General features: G+C 68.2%; 13 protein-coding genes and 1 tRNA gene. 4 read left to right on the forward strand and 10 right to left on the reverse strand.

Translation table 11 applies throughout. The features are described 5' to 3' along the window. Nucleotides 1-20: 20 nt before the first annotated feature. The 3 genes from K1T73_RS11675 to rlmB form a co-directional block, all read right to left on the reverse strand. Nucleotides 21-494 carry a CoA-binding protein gene (locus tag K1T73_RS11675; protein WP_220600873.1) on the reverse strand — a complete coding sequence of 158 codons (474 nt, stop codon included), beginning with the start codon at nt 492-494 and terminating at the stop codon, nt 21-23. A gap of 253 nt (nt 495-747) precedes the next feature. After that, entirely contained in the window at nt 748-1,059 is a 312-nt protein-coding gene (locus K1T73_RS11680; RefSeq protein WP_220600874.1) for a hypothetical protein, read from the reverse strand. 12 nt (nt 1,060-1,071) lie between these two features. Beyond that, entirely contained in the window at nt 1,072-1,854 is a 783-nt protein-coding gene (gene rlmB / locus K1T73_RS11685; protein ID WP_220600875.1) for a 23S rRNA (guanosine(2251)-2'-O)-methyltransferase RlmB, read from the reverse strand. A gap of 130 nt (nt 1,855-1,984) precedes the next feature. Between rlmB and K1T73_RS11690 the strand changes: the two genes are divergently transcribed. Continuing rightward, nucleotides 1,985-2,068 (forward strand) — tRNA-Tyr (locus K1T73_RS11690). A gap of 139 nt (nt 2,069-2,207) precedes the next feature. On the opposite strand, the gene K1T73_RS11695 is transcribed toward K1T73_RS11690, so the two are convergent. From K1T73_RS11695 to K1T73_RS11725, 7 genes are read right to left on the reverse strand one after another with little or no spacing between them, the layout of a single operon-like run. Next, nucleotides 2,208-3,512 (reverse strand): aspartate aminotransferase family protein, encoded by a 1,305-nt coding sequence (locus K1T73_RS11695; protein ID WP_220600876.1) that lies wholly within the window; start codon nt 3,510-3,512, stop codon nt 2,208-2,210. Between the two features lie 2 nt (nt 3,513-3,514). Then, the gene (locus tag K1T73_RS11700; RefSeq protein ID WP_220600877.1) at nt 3,515-4,153 is read right to left on the reverse strand and encodes an isochorismatase family cysteine hydrolase; all 639 of its coding nucleotides are present in this window, start codon (nt 4,151-4,153) and stop codon (nt 3,515-3,517) included. After that, a complete protein-coding gene (locus K1T73_RS11705) occupies nt 4,150-4,917 on the reverse strand; it encodes an N-formylglutamate amidohydrolase (RefSeq protein ID WP_259400231.1) in 768 nt (255 codons plus the stop codon). Before K1T73_RS11705 ends, K1T73_RS11700 begins: the two co-directional genes overlap by 4 nt. 10 nt (nt 4,918-4,927) lie before the next feature. After that, nucleotides 4,928-5,821, reverse strand: coding sequence for a branched-chain amino acid ABC transporter permease (locus tag K1T73_RS11710; RefSeq protein ID WP_220600878.1), 894 nt, complete (start codon nt 5,819-5,821; stop codon nt 4,928-4,930). After that, on the reverse strand, nt 5,821-6,534 hold the full coding sequence (locus K1T73_RS11715) for an ABC transporter ATP-binding protein (RefSeq protein WP_220600879.1): 714 nt from the start codon (nt 6,532-6,534) through the stop codon (nt 5,821-5,823). Before K1T73_RS11715 ends, K1T73_RS11710 begins: the two co-directional genes overlap by 1 nt. 13 nt (nt 6,535-6,547) lie before the next feature. After that, nucleotides 6,548-7,702, reverse strand: a complete 1,155-nt coding sequence (locus K1T73_RS11720) for an ABC transporter substrate-binding protein (protein ID WP_220600880.1) — start codon at nt 7,700-7,702, stop codon at nt 6,548-6,550. A 43-nt stretch (nt 7,703-7,745) separates the two neighbouring features. Next, a complete protein-coding gene (locus K1T73_RS11725) occupies nt 7,746-9,530 on the reverse strand; it encodes an ATP-binding cassette domain-containing protein (protein WP_220600881.1) in 1,785 nt (594 codons plus the stop codon). A 116-nt stretch (nt 9,531-9,646) separates the two neighbouring features. Between K1T73_RS11725 and K1T73_RS11730 the strand changes: the two genes are divergently transcribed. Genes K1T73_RS11730 through K1T73_RS11740 form a run of 3 tightly spaced genes read left to right on the forward strand, consistent with a single transcriptional unit; the run spans nt 9,647 to nt 14,851 of the window. Next, nucleotides 9,647-10,501, forward strand: coding sequence for a MurR/RpiR family transcriptional regulator (locus K1T73_RS11730; RefSeq protein ID WP_220600882.1), 855 nt, complete (start codon nt 9,647-9,649; stop codon nt 10,499-10,501). Continuing rightward, nucleotides 10,491-11,804 carry a glutamine synthetase family protein gene (locus K1T73_RS11735; protein ID WP_220600883.1) on the forward strand — a complete coding sequence of 438 codons (1,314 nt, stop codon included), beginning with the start codon at nt 10,491-10,493 and terminating at the stop codon, nt 11,802-11,804. Before K1T73_RS11730 ends, K1T73_RS11735 begins: the two co-directional genes overlap by 11 nt. Before the next feature lie 23 nt (nt 11,805-11,827). After that, the gene (locus tag K1T73_RS11740; protein ID WP_220600884.1) at nt 11,828-14,851 is read left to right on the forward strand and encodes an aminotransferase class III-fold pyridoxal phosphate-dependent enzyme; all 3,024 of its coding nucleotides are present in this window, start codon (nt 11,828-11,830) and stop codon (nt 14,849-14,851) included. Nucleotide 14,852: the final 1 nt, after the last annotated feature.

The following is a 14,852-nucleotide window of genomic DNA, read 5'->3' on the forward strand; positions in this document are numbered from 1 at the left end:
AAAATCCGCCCGCCACGGGCTCACAGCTTCGACGAGATGATCCCCGTGGCGAAACCGCCCATGCGCAACTCGCCGAAGAGGCGCTGGTACTCGATCTTGGGACAGCGGTTCATCACCACGTCCACCCCGCGCGCCCGCGCCCGCTCCGCCGCGGCCTCGTTCACCACGCCGATCTGCATCCAGATCGTCTCGAGCGCCGGAAAGGCCGCAAGCGCCTCGTCGACGATCGGGCCCACATGCTCGGAGCGGCGGAAGATATCGACCATGTCCACCTCGGCGCGGATATCCGACAGGCTCGCGTGAACCTCGCGCCCGAAAAGCTCCGATCCGGCGTGACCCGGGTTGACCGGGAAGATTTCGTACCCCTTGAGGGCAAGGTATCGCGCGACGTAATAGCTCGGCCGCACCGGGTTGGCCGAGACGCCGACCACGGCGATCCGGAGCGTTCGTTCCAGGATCGCCTTCAACCAGGCATCGTCATAGCGCTCGTCCATGGCCTCTCCCCGTTTTCCGCCGCCCGTCTCCGCGCGGGATCTTTGGCAGAAAATTCGCCTTTGCCCAGAAAAAAGCGCCCAAGGAAACCTTGGGCGCAGTCACGGAACGAGGGACAGTGAAGGAAACACAGGCGTTCCGGGCCTGCGTTTCTGATCTATATGTAAGGTTGAGAGCCTACATAAAAAGACCCTGTCACCTGTCTGTGAAGATTCCGTAAAACCCCGCAGGCAGATTTCATAAGTCATTGACAAGTCAATCGAAAATATCCTCGATCTCGTCCCAGACCTCGTCCAGAGCCTTCGAGATCATGCGCATCGGCGAAAACTTGCGCATCCTGCGTCCCCGCTTCCGGTGACAGGGCGCCGGTTTCGGGCGCGACGGCTTCGGCGCGGCACGCGCGGGCGCCGCGCGGCGCGGCGTCTCGGGCCTGCGCACCGGCATCGCCTTCATTTCATGAAGCGGCGCCCCGCAGGCCGCGCAGCTCAACTCGTGCCGCCCGGCCTCGGTCATGACCAACGCCGCGCGGGTGCCACAGTAACAACAGGTCGCGATCTTCGATGCCATGCCTTGCCCGGTTCACCTCTCCAGAGAGGCATATAGGGCAACCGCCGCCGCATTTGAGACGTTGAGCGAGCCGAAAGCGCCGAAAAACGGGATTTTGACCAATCTGTCGCAGGTCTCGCGCGTCTTCTGGCGCAATCCCGGCCCCTCCGCCCCGAGGACCAGCGCGACCGGCCTGTCCCGCATCCCCTCGAGGGCGGTCTCGACCGTCGCCTCGGCCTCCCCGTCGAGTCCCAGGGCCAGGAATCCCATCGCCTGCACCTCCGCGATCGCCTCGGCCAGGTTGCGCACCCGCAGGTAGGGCTGGCGCTCGAGCGCGCCGCTCGCCGTCTTGGCCAGCGCGCCGGTCTCGGGCGCGGAATGGTGCCGTGGCGCGATCACGGCGCGGGCCCCGAACACCTCGGCCGACCGCAGGATCGCCCCGACGTTATGCGGGTCCGTCACCCGGTCGAGCATCAGGAGCCTGGGCGCGCCCGGCCCGTCGCGCAGGCACACATCGGCAAGGCTGCCCCAGTCGAGCGGCCTGACCTCGAGCGCCGCCCCCTGGTGCACCGAGTTCGGATCGAGCGGCGCGGGAAACCGGCGCGGATCGGCGATCTCGGGCGCGATCCCGGCCGCCTCGATGGCCTCGGCCAGCTTGTCGGCGGCGTTCTTCGTCACGACAAGGCGCAGCTTCTCGCGCCGCGGATTGCCCAGCGCGTCGCGCACCGCATGCAGCCCGAAAAGCCACACGGTCTCGTCCCCCGCCGCGCGTTTCGCCTGCTCTTTCTCGATCACCCAGCGGGGTTTCTTCGCCATGCTCCGGCCCTCCCTCGACGCCGTCCCTCCTTGCGGTCCCGCGCCCCGTTTCGCAAGCCATTTTCCTATTGACCCCCGAGGGTCTCGACGGTAATCACCCGCCACGTCCGGTGCAGCGCACGGGGCGCGTGGGCGACAGGCCGCAAGGTGTGGCAGGGGACTGTAACTCCCTCGCGGAGACGCACGCTTGGTTCGATTCCAAGGTCGCCCACCAACCGCTTTTCCAAGGGAAATGCGGACCGACGGTCCAAACAGCACAAGCGACAGTGGTTTCCCGTGAAAACCACGAGAGCGAACGGCCCCTGCAACCACGACCTCCGGCCCGGCTCAGCCCCCTTGCGGGAAGATCCCGCCTACCACCCCGCGAATTCCGCGAGCTTCGCGTCGTCCACCCGGCCCTCCGCCGCATCGCGGATCGCCTGCCCGATGATCTCGACGCCCTCGCGCGCCTCCGCCTCGCTCAGCGTCAGGGGCGGCGTCAGTTCGAGCACGTTCGACGACATGCCCACATAGTAGAAGACCGCCCCGAGCTCCCAGGCGCGATAGACCGTCTTGCGCGCCAGGTTCGCCGCCGGCGTCTTCTGCGCATCCTCGATCAGCTCGACACCGATGGCGAGGCCGCGGCCCCGCACGTCGCCGATCCGGTCGAGGTCGAGCGCGCGCAGCCCCTCCATCATCGCCGCGCCCACGTCGCGCGCATGATCGGCCAGCGCCTCCCGTCGCATCGTGTCGAGAACCGCCTTCGCCGCGCTGGCACAGACCGGGTTGCCATGCAGCGTCTGCATCGAGAAGGATTGCGCGAAATCCAGCACCCGCGCCGGTCCCACCACCGCCGAGACGGGAAGACCGCCGCCCAGCCCCTTGCCGAACACCACGAGGTCGGGCGCGATCCCTTCATGCTCGAAGCAATGCATCATGCCGGTCCGCGCAAGGCCCACCTTCACCTCGTCGCAGACCGTGAGGATGCCGAACTCCGCGCAAAGCGCGGCCAGCTTCCGCAGGAACCCCTCGGGCGGCACGATGAGGCCACCATCCGCCTGGATCGGCTCGATGAAGAAGGCGGCCACCTCGCGACCGGGCACCTCGCCCTCGAGCAGGGCGCGGACATGCGCCAGGATCGCCTCCCCGGTCGCGTCGCCCTCGTAGGGACGATAGGGATCGGGATAGGGCACCAGCGTCAGGCCCGCCGATTTCGTCACGCCCTCCTGCGCGGAATGACCCGAGATCTCCATCGAGCCCTGCGTGCCGCCGTGATAGGCGCCGTGAAATGCCATGATCCGCTCGCGCCCCGTGGCGGCCCGCACCGCGCGCATCGCGGTCTCGTTCGCGTCCGACCCCGAATGACCGAGCCAGACCCGCCGCTCGCCCTCTCCCGGCGTGATCTCGAGCAGCGTCTCGGCCAGCGCCACGGCCGGCGCGTTCGTCGTCGACAGAAGCGTCGCCCCGGCCTGCGAGGACAACGCGCCCGCCACCGCCTCCCGGATCGCCGGATGCGCGTAGCCAAGGCTCGCCGCGCCCCACCCCGCCGAGAGGTCCAGAAGGCGCCGCCCGCCCTCCTCGATCAGGTGCGCCCCCTCCCCGCCGACAAGCGCCACCGGAAAGAACCGCAGCTTCTCCAGCCCCGAGATGACGGCCCGGTCCCGATCATAGAGCGCCATGGTCACGCGTCCTTCAATTCCCGGATCAACTCGTCGCTCGTCATCTGCCGGCAATAGCCCCTGATCGTTCGCAGCGAGTTGTCGTGCCGCTCCTGGCTGTAGGTGAGGCACGCATCCGTGACCTGCGTGACGAGATAGCCCAGGTCGCAGGCATCGCGGATCGCGCTTTCGACGCACTGGTCGGTGATGAGCCCGCTGATGATCACCTGCTTCACCCCGAGATTGCGCAGGATGTAGTCGATATGGGTCGAGACGAAGACCGAGGACGAGGATTTCGGCAGGACGATCTCGTCGCCCTCCGGCGCGATCTGGTCGATGACCTTGCCGTCCCACGATCCTTTCGGCACGTTGAACCCGGTGATCTTGTAGTCGAGGCTCCGGTCGCGCCCGTCGAGCGTCAGGCTCTCGATGCAGGTATACATCACCTCCACGCCCGCCTCGCGACAGGCCGCCTGGATGCGCTGCATCGCCGGGATCACGTCGCCCTCCAGCCGCTCGAAATACCACTCGTAGTCCTTGAACTCCTCCGGGCTCATGTCCTTGAACTCGGCCCCCTCGCGGTGGGCGCTGAAATTCTGGACATCCACGAAAAGAAGCGCGGCCTCGGACGGGTTGATGGGCACATCGCGGGTCAGTTTCATGTCTGCGTCTCCATGACTTCGGTGATGATCCGGGCAAGGCGGTCCGCCCAGAGGGCCTCGCCCTCCTCGTCCGCGATCAGGTCGTTGCGTATCTCGATCAGGCTGTGCGCGACACCCCGCGCCTCGCCGTGACGCGGCACGAACCAGTCCGAGGCATCCTCGATCTGGTAGGGCTCGTTGAGCCCGATGGTCAGGTCCGGCGCCAGCGCCCGCAGCGCCTCGGCGAGGGCGGGCGAGGTCGTCGAGTCATGCCGGAAGAGGAAGCCCACGTCCCAGGCCCGCGCCTCGCCCGCCCAGACCGGGGTGAAGCTGTGGATCGCGAAGGCCGCCTTGCGGGGCGCGGCCTCGAACAGGCGCTCCACCTCGGCGTGAAAGGGACGGAAGATCTCGGTCTCGCGCGCGGACCGCGCCGCGGCGTCGAGGCTCCGGTTGCCCGGCACCGCCACCCCGTCGCTCATCTCGGGCATCGCGTCGGGCGCCTCGGGCGGGCGGTTGCAGTCGATGACGAGGCGGCTGTAGGGCTGGATCACCAGCGGTGCCCCCAGGGCGTCGGCCAGCCGACGCGCCACGCCCGCCGCGCCGATATCCCAGCCGACATGCTTGTCGATATCGCCGGGACACAGGCCCAGGTCGCCCAGCGCGCGCGGAATCTCCTGCCCCCCGTGCTCGCAGATCAGCAGGACAGCGGACCGGCTGTCGCCGTTCACCGTCTCGAACGGGGCCGGATCCTCCGGCCCCAGAAGCGTTGCCTTCAGCTTGCCCACGCCTGCCCCCTCACACCTTCACCGCGCCCAGGACGCGCGACGGGATCAGCCCGTTGGGCCGGATGAGCAGGATCAGCACCACGAGGCCCAGCCCGATCGGATCGCGGAATTCCTGCATCTCCTGCGGCAGGAACGCCGCCAGGTAGACCTCGATGAACCCGAGGGCAAAGCCCCCCGCCACCGCGCCCCGCAGGCTTCCGAGCCCGCCCAGGATCGCGGCGATGAACGCCTTGAGAACCGGCGTGAACCCCATCAGCGGATCGACCGAGGCGCGCTGGCTCACCCAGAGCACCGCGGCCACGCCCGCCAGCAGACCGGAGAGCGCGAAGGCCCCCGCGATCACCGTGTTGGCCCGGATCCCCATGAGACGCGCCACCGCGAAATCCTCGGCCGCCGCGCGCATCGCGATGCCGGTCTTCTGCTTGTTCATGAACCGGTCGAGAAAGATCAGCATGACCACCGTCGCCACGATCGCCACGATCTTGTTCACCCCGATGACGAAGCCGCCCACCCGCACGCTGTCCGACAGGAAATCGGGCAGGAGCACGGCCTGCGAACGCGCCGAAATGAGGTTCTGGAAAAGCACCTGGAGGATCATCGCCACCGCGAAGGAGGTGATGAGCATCGTCGCCCCCGACGCGTTGCGCACGGGCCGGAAGGCGATCCGCTCCATCGCCACCGCCGCCACCATCGCGGCGAGGATCGCCAGGGGCACCGACACCGCGAAGGGAAGCCCCGCCGCGCCCGCATACATCAGCGTGTAGCCCGAGATCGTCATCAGCTCGCCATGGGCGAAGTTGATGAGCCCCATGATCGAGAAGACCACCGCGAGGCCCAGCGCGAGAAGCGCGTAGGTGCCGCCCAGCGCCAGCGCGTTCGTCGTCTGCTGCAAGAATAGATCCATCACTCCGCTCCCAGATAGGCCGCCTGCAAATCGTCGGCAGCGGCCAGCTCCCGCGCCGTTCCCCGCGCGGTGATCTTGCCTCCCGACAGGACATAGCCGCGATCCGCGACCTCGAGCGCCATGCTCACGTTCTGCTCCACCACCACGAGCGTCACGCCCTGCTCGCGCAGGCGCGCGATCAGCTCGAAGACCTGGCTCACGATCTTCGGCGCAAGGCCCAGCGACGGCTCGTCCAGCAGCAGAAGCCGCGGCCCGCTCATCAGCGCGCGCCCCACGGCCAGCATCTGCTGTTGTCCACCCGAGAGCGTGCCGGCGAATTGCGTGCGCCGCTCCTTGAGGATGGGGAAAAGCTCGTAGACCCGCTCCCACGCCGCCGCCACCTGGTCCCGCTCGGTGATGCCATAGGCGCCCATCCGCAGGTTCTCCTCGACCGTCAGCGTGCCGAAGACGCGGCGCCCCTCGGGCGACAGGGTCATGCCCATCGGCGCGAAGCGCTCGGGCGCGTGGTGGGTGATGTCCTCGCCGTCGAAGACGACCCGCCCTGCCGCGACCGGGACGAGGCCCACCAGTGCGTTGAGCGTCGAGGACTTCCCGGCGCCGTTGGCGCCGAGAAGCGTGACGATCTCGCCCTCCTCGATCTCGAAATCTATCCCGCGCACCGCTTCCACGGCGCCATAGCGGACTTCCAGACCTGAAACCGAGAGAAGCGACATCGCCCTTTCCTCCTCACTGCATCCGCGGCGCGGGGATGAGATCGGGATCGGGCGTGGGCTGGGCCACCAGCTCGCGCTCCCCATCCTTGACCCGGATGATCGAGACCTGCCGCACCGGCATTCCGTTTGTGCCCTTGTAGGTTATCAGCCCCGTGGCACCCTGCACGTTCTCGAGTTCTGCCATGGCGTCGCGGATATCCTTGGGATCGGTCGATCCTTCGGCCGCGAGAACCGCCGCCTCGATCACCTTGATGAGGTCATAGCCCACCGCGCTGTAGATCGTTTCGGGCGCTTCACCGTATTTGGCCTCATAGGCCTGATCGAACGCCTCCAGCGCACTGCCCGGTGTTGCGTGACCCGCCGTGGTGAAGACGACACCCTCTCCCACATCGCCCAGCGAAAAGGTCGTCGGGCTGTCGATCCCGTCGGACCCGATGATCTGGCTCTCCACGCCCGCCGCGCGCAGCGCCTTCAGCAACGAGGGGAAATCCGGCTCGTAGGCCGAGGTCATGACCACATCGGGTTGCGGGTCCTGCGACGCGATCGTGGTGGCGATGGCCGAAAAATCCTGCTGGCCGATCGTGTTCGTGGAACGTCCCACGACCTCGCCGCCGAGCTTCTCGAAGACATCCGCGAAATAGAGCGGCATGGTCGTGTATTGCGTGTCGGGCGAATAGACGATCCACGCCGTTTCGTAGCCTTGCTCGCGTGCCCATTCGGCCGAAACCGTGGCCTGCACGTTGTCGCCGGGGAAGTTCGAGAACATGAACTCTCCACCCACTTCGGGCAGCGTCGGAGACGACGCCACCGTCGAAATCGCAGGGATGCCCGCGCTGCTGACCACTCCGACTGCGGCAAGCGACGGATCGGAGTCACCCGGCAGCACGATCACCGACACGCCAGCATCGGCCAACTCCTGCGCCGCGATCGAGGTCTGCGCCGCGTCCGAGCGCACGTCCTTTTCGATCAGTTCGATCTTGGTCGTGCCGCCGATACCGCCGGCCTCGTTGATCTCTTCGACGGCGAGTTTCATGCCCTTCATCGTCGGCGCATCGGCATAGGCAAGCGATCCTGTTTGCGCAGTGGCGGTGCCGATCTGCAATGTCTCGGCCACCGCCGGCAGCGCCATGGCCGCCGCAAGGCCGGTTGAAATGATCAGATGTTTCATCGTCTTTCTCCCTTGTTGAATGCTGTTGTGGTTGCGTTGTCGTTCACTGGTCCCTGCCCGGCCCCAGGTAGGCTTCGATCACCGCCGGGTTCCGGCGTATCTCGGCGGGCGTGCCCTCGGCGATCAGGTGGCCCTCGTTCAGCACCGCGATCCGGTCGCAAAGCTGGTTGATGAGATGCAGGTCGTGATCCACCAGCAGGATGCCGATCCCGAAATCCCGCGTCAGTCCGCGCAACTGCTCCATCAGCGCGGCGGTCTCCTCGGCGTTCATGCCCGCCGCCGGCTCGTCGAGGAACAGGATCGACGGCTCGCAGGCCAGGGCACGGGCGATCTCGACCCGGCGCTGGTCCCCGTAGGACAGCGTGCCCGCATCCTCCGCCGCCTTCGCCTCGAGGCCCATCCGCGCGATCGCCGACTGCGCGCGCGCCTGCGCATCGCGCCCGCCCTTCGTCGAGAGCGCCGCCACCAGCACGTTCTGGTAGACGCTGAGCGTCGAGAACAGCCGGATGTTCTGGAATGTCCGCGCGATCCCGCGATCCGCGACCTGCGGCGAGCTCAGCCCGGTCAGGTCCTCGCCCCCGCGCCGCACCCGCCCCTCCGAGGGCGTCAGGATGCCCGAGAGCATGTTGAGATAGGTGGTCTTGCCCGACCCGTTCGGCCCGATGAGCCCGACGATCTCGCCCGGCTCGATCGAAAGCGACACGTCGTCGACCGCCGTCAGCCCGCCGAACCGCATCGTAAGGTTCTCCGCGACGAGGCGGCTCTCCTCCTCGACCTCGCGCTCCGAGGGCGGCGCGGCGGCGGTGTCGGGCGTCCTGGGAAACAGGCGCTCTTCCCATTCCTTCAGCCCGGCCAGCCCGTCTGCCTTGCGGAACATCGCGATGAGGATGATGAGACCGATCCCGATCTGCGCCGTGCCGAGGACCGGCGGCATCTCGAGGCCGCCGATGCTGAACCCGCTTTCCAGCCGCCGCAGAAGCTCGGTGACGAGCGTGATGACCACCGCGCCGGTGACGGCCCCCGTGACCGTGCTCATGCCGCCCACGATAAGCATCGCCAGAAGCAGGAAGGTATCGGCGAAATAGAACTTCTTCGCGCTGAACGCGCCCAGGAAATGCGCGATGAGCGCCCCGGCCAACGCCATCACCGCCGCGCTCAGCACCCAGGCGATCAGCCGCTCGCGCCGGATGCGCACGCCGACCGCCCCGGCCGAGATCGCGTCCTCCCGCCCCGCCCGCAGCCGCAGGCCCGAGACCGAATCGCGGTAGAGCCGCGCCACGATCAGAGCGAGGATACATCCGATCGCGGCGGTCCAGAGCCCGGTCTCGCGCGGCACGCCGAAGAAGGATTGCGCGCCCCGCGTCACGTCGCGCCAGCCGATGATGACCCCGTGCACGATGATCAGAAGACCCAGCGTCGCGATCACCGCCGCCGACCCCTCGAGCCGCCCGATCGCCAGCCCGATGACCAGCGCCACCAGCGCGGTGAACACCACCGCCACCGCCGTCGCCGACACGAGGTCGAGCTGCGTGGTGGCCAGCCACTCCGGCAGCTTGGGCAGCGTCGCGGTCTTGAGCGGCACCGGCAGCGTCAGGATCGACGCCGCATAGGCCCCGATCCCCATGAACGCCACGTGCCCGAAGCTCAGGATGCCGCTGTTGCCGGTATAGATCCCGATGCCCACGACGCCGATGAGCGATATGAAGAAGACCGTGAGGATGCGCTCCGTCGCCACGCCCATCGCCTGCGCGAGGAACACCGCCGCCACCGTCAGGACGACGATGGCCAGAACCGATGCCAGGATGTGCAGACGTGGCGAAACGATCATGAGCGCCCCCTCCCGATGACACCCCCAAGCTTTGATATATTTTTTCCATAGTCAATCTTTTTCATTTTCTTGATAGATTATTTTCTTATACTCGGGGTCGTAACCGGGGGGCGATCATGCAGGTTCTCGAACGTATCGCGGCCATCGAGCCCGACCTGACGGCGGCCGAGCGCAAGCTGCGCACCGCGCTCATGGCCGACTACCCGTTCGCGGGGCTCGAACCGATTCAGTCGCTCGCCGAGCGGACGCGGACCTCCTCGCCCACCATTTCGCGTTTCGTCACCAAGCTCGGATTCGGCGGCTACCAGGAGTTCCAGCGCCACCTCATAGAGGAGCTGAAGGAGGGCAACCGCTCGCCGCTCGACCTGCATGAGCGCGACCGGCAGGTGCAGGGCGAATTCCTCGACGATTTCGTGGCCCGCGCCGGCGAGATCGTGCGCGCCTCCACGGCGGCCACGACCCACGCGCAATTCGCCCGCATGACCGACATGCTGGCCGATCCCAAGCGCGCGGTCCACGTGATCGGCGGGCGAATCAGCGACGCCATCGCGCTCTATCTCTCGCGCCACCTCCGCCAGATGCGCCGCGACGTGTTCCACCTTCCCTCGGACCCCGAGATCTGGCCCGAATACCTGCTTCGGATGCGCCCCCGCGACATACTCTTCATCGTCGATTTCCGCCGCTACCAGCCAAGCCTCGCCGAACTGGCCGAGCGCGCCGCCGACGGGCGCGGCGCCCAGGTATTCCTCATGACCGACAAGTGGCTCTCGCCCGTTTCGCGCCATGCGCGCGAGGTGGTCGCGGTGCCCATCGACAGCGGCACGGTCTGGGACAGCTACTCGGGCGCCCTCACCCTCGTCGAGGCGATGGTGACGCGCATCGCCGAAGAGACATGGGACGACACCCGCAAGCGCATCAAGTCATGGGACGCCATGCGCCTCGACACCAAGGAGACCCCGAATGATCCGTGATCCGCTGATTTTCGCCGCCACGTCCGACCTCGCCGGCAAGATGCGCGGCAAGGCGTTCCCGGCCTCGCAACTCGAAAAGCGGCTCGAGCGCGGCATCGGCTGGGTGCCCACCAACGCGCTCATTACCTGTTTCGACACCATCGCGGAATCGCCCTTCGGCTCGCTCGGGGATCTCGCGATCATGCCCGACCGCGACGCCTCCTACGAGATCGACTTCGAGGACGGCACCCCGCCCGAGCGGTTCATCCTGGGCGACATCACCACGCCCGAGGGCGCGCCGTGGCTGGGCTGCACGCGCGGCGCGCTGCGCTCGGCGCTGGACCGTCTCCACCGGGTCACCGGGCTCACGCTGAACGCCGCCTTCGAGCATGAATTCCAGCTTCGGACGGACACCCCCGCCATGGGTGAGGCATTCACGCTCCAGGGCCTCTCCCGCCGCCGCGCCATGGGCGAGGCGCTCGTCGCGGCCATGGCACAGGCGGGCCTGGGCGAGGACACGTTCCTCAAGGAATACGGCGCCGAGCAGTTCGAGGTGACGGTGAAACCCGCCCCCGGCCTCGCCTCGGCCGACATCGCCGCGGTCCTGCGCGAGCTCATCCACTTCACCGCCCGTCGCCATGGCGAGAAGGCGACGCTCTCGCCCATCCTCGACCCCGCGGGCGTCGGCAACGGCGTGCATATCCACATGAGCTTCCTCGACGAATCGGGCGCCCCCGCCACCCATGACGGGAACGGCCCCTGCGGCATGACCGAGATCACCGGACAGTTCATCGCGGGCATTCTCGCGCATCTCGACGCGATCATCGCCTTCGCCGCGCCCTCGGCCATCTCCTACACCCGCCTCACCCCGCATCGCTGGAGCGCGGCCTTCAACAACCTCGGCTTCCGCGACCGCGAGGCGGCGGTGCGCATCTGCCCGGTGCAGGGCACCGACCCGGCCAGCATCGCGCGCCAGTACAATTTCGAGTTCCGCGCCGCCGACGCCACCGCCTCCCCGCATCTCGTGCTCGCGGCCGTGGTCCATGCGGGCTGCCAGGGGATCGAGGACGCGCTGCCCATGCCCGAGGCCACCGAGGAGGATCTCTCGCTTCTTTCCGAGAACGCGCTGGCCGAACGCGGGCTCGGGGCGCTGCCCTCCGACCTCGCGACCGCGCTCGACCGGCTCGAGGCCAGCGACACGGTGCGCGGCTGGTTCGCGGACGGTCTCGTCGATGTCTACCTCGCCCACAAGCGCGGCGAGCTGGACCACGCGATGAGCCTTGACGAGGAGGCCCGCCTCGCGGCCTATGCCACCGTCTACTGACCCGCGCGATGCGAGAGGATTCGATGATCGACTTTGACGCCACGCCCCCCGCGCTGTCCCTCGACGCGCTCGCCGACCTGGCGCAGCGGCATTTCGGGCTCTCGGGCGCGCTCACGCCCCTCGCCTCCGAGCGCGACCAGAACGCGCGCCTCGACACCGGCTCGGCCTCCTACGTGGTCAAGCTCGCCAACGCCGCCGAGGATCCCGCGCATCTCGAGATGCAGAACGCGGCGCTCGCGCATATCGAGGCATGCGGCATCACCGGCACGCCGCGCCTCGTGCCCACCCTCTCGGGCGCACCGATGGAAACCGTGTCGCACGAGGGGGCAAGCCACGCGCTCCGTGTCGTCACCTGGCTCTCCGGTCCGCTGCTCAGCGGCGCCCCCCGCAGCACGCCGCAACTGCGCAGCCTCGGCGCCTTCATGGGCCGCCTCACCCGCGCGCTCCAGGGCTTCGGTCACAAGGCGGCGCACCGCCCCGACTTCGTGTGGTCGCTCGATCACGTCGCGCGCCTGCGCCCCTGGGCCGACGAGATCGCGGAGGCCGCCGACCGCGCCCGCGTCATCGCCCTCTTCGACCGCTACGAGGATCAGGTCGCCCCGCGCCTGCCCGCCCTGCGCGCCTCGGTCCTCCATCAGGACGCCAACGACAACAACGTGATCGTGGACGCGGACGATCCCGACCGCGTGACCGGCCTCATAGATTTCGGCGACATGGCCTTCGGTCGCACCGTGAACGAGCTCGCGATCACGCTGGCCTATGCCCTTCTCGACGCCGAAGACCTCTACACCGCGATGCGCGCCGTGATCGAGGGCTACGTGGCCGAGTTCCCCCTCACCGCCCCCGAGGCCGACGTGCTCTTCGATCTCATGCGGATGCGGCTCGTGGCCAGCGTCTGCATCTCCTCGCACCAGATCAAGGCGCATCCCGGGAACGACTACCTGCTCGTCTCGCAGAAACCCGCCTTCGCGCTGCTGGACAGGCTGGACCGGATTGACCCCGCCTTCATGACCGCGCTCTGCCGCAAGGCGGCGGGCCACGACGCGGTGCCGACCGCCCCCGCGATCCGGGCCGATCTCGCGGCGCGCCCCCCGGCTCCCCTCTGCCCGCCCTCGCTCAGGCGCGCGGCGCGCATGGCGCTCCTGATGGATGGCACCTATCCCGACATGCCCGCCTACTCCGACCGCGCCTTCGACGACTGGCTTGGCACCCACCGCCCCGAGTCGCTGCCCGACAACGTCCCCTTCTACGGCATGGGCCCCTATGGCGAGGTGCGCAGCGTCTACACGTCCGAGCAATTCGCCGACGCGGCCTCGCCCGAGCGGCGCACGCGGCACATGGGGATCGACGTCTTCGGCCCGGCGGGCACCCCCGTCCTTGCGCCGCTCGACGGCCGCGTCCGGCGCGCCACCTACAACGCCGACCCGCTCGACTACGGCAATCTCCTGATCCTCGAACACGAAACCGCCGACGGCCTGCCCTTCTTCACCCTCTACGGCCACCTCGCCGGCGAGGGGCTGGCAACCGAGGGCGCGACCGTCCGCGCCGGCGACACGATCGCGCGGTTCGGCGACTGGCACGAGAACGGCGGCTGGTCGCCGCACCTGCATTTCCAGGTCATGTCGACCATGCTCTCGCAATCCGACAACTTCTTCGGCGTGGGCCATGACAGCCATTGGGACATCTGGTCGGACATCTGCCTCGACCCGCTCCCGCTCCTCGGTCTCACGCCCGAAACCTTCACCGTCGATCCCAACCCGCCCGAGGCGCTGATGCGCCGCCGCGCCGATCACCTCAGCCCCGCGCTCTCGGTCTCCTACCGCAACAAGCTCAAGATCGTGCGCGGCCGCGGCCCCTGGCTCATCGACCACACCGGGCGGCACTTCCTCGACGCGGTGAACAACATCACCCATGTCGGCCACTGTCACCCGCATGTGGTGAACGCGCTCGCCGCGCAGGCCGCGACGCTCAACACCAACACCCGCTACCTGGGCGAGCCGATCCTCGACTATTCCGAACGCCTCGCCGCCAGGCTCCCCGAGGGGCTCGACACGCTCTTCTTCGTCAATTCCGGCTCCGAGGCGAACGAGCTTGCGCTGCGCATCGCGCGCACGGCGCTGGGGCGCAAGAACACCGTCGTGCTCGACTGGGCCTATCACGGCAACACCGGCGGCATGGTCGATGTCTCGCCTTACAAGTTCAAGCGCAAAGGCGGCTTCCCCAAGCCCGATTTCGTCGAGATCGCGGAGTTCCCCGACGCCTATCGCGGCACCCATCGCGGCATGACCCAGGAGACGGCGACCGCCTATGCCGCGGACGTGGCGCGCTGTCTCGACGACATCGAGGCCGCCACCGGCTCGGGCGCGGCGAGCTTCATCGCCGAATCGGTGTCCGGCGTGGGCGGCCAGGTCTTCTACCCGCCGGGCTATCTCGAGGCCGCCTACGCGCATGTGCGCGCCCGCGGCGGCGTCTGCATCGCCGACGAGGTGCAATGCGGCTTCGGACGCATGGGCGATGCCTTCTGGGCCTTCGAGACACAGGGCGTCACCCCCGATATCGTCGTGATGGGCAAACCCATCGGCAACGGCCACCCGCTCGCCGCCGTGGCGACGACACGCGCGCTGGCCGAGAAGTTCCGCACCGGCATGGAATATTTCAACTCCTTCGGCGGCAATCCCGTCTCGATGGCCGTGGGCATGGCCGTGCTCGACGTGATCGAGAGCGAAGACCTCCAGGCCCGCGCCAGGGCCACCGGCGATCACCTCATGGCGTGCTTCCGTGACCTCGCCACGCGGCACCCGCTCATCGGTGACGTGCGCGGGCGCGGCCTGTTCTGCGGGATCGAACTCGTGCGCGACGCGGACACCCGTGCCCCGGCCACCGACGCGGCCACGGCCATCGTCAACGACCTGCGCGAACAGGGCGTGCTGCTCTCGACCGACGGCCCGGACGAGAACGTGCTCAAGCTCAAGCCGCCCATGGTGTTCGGCATCCCCGAGGCCGATATCGTGCTCGACGCGCTCGAGGCCGCCTTCCGCCGCGCCTGAC

Origin of the sequence: Roseovarius sp. SCSIO 43702, from assembly GCF_019599045.1 — a bacterium.
In the GTDB taxonomy this organism is placed as follows: Bacteria; Pseudomonadota; Alphaproteobacteria; order Rhodobacterales; family Rhodobacteraceae; genus Roseovarius.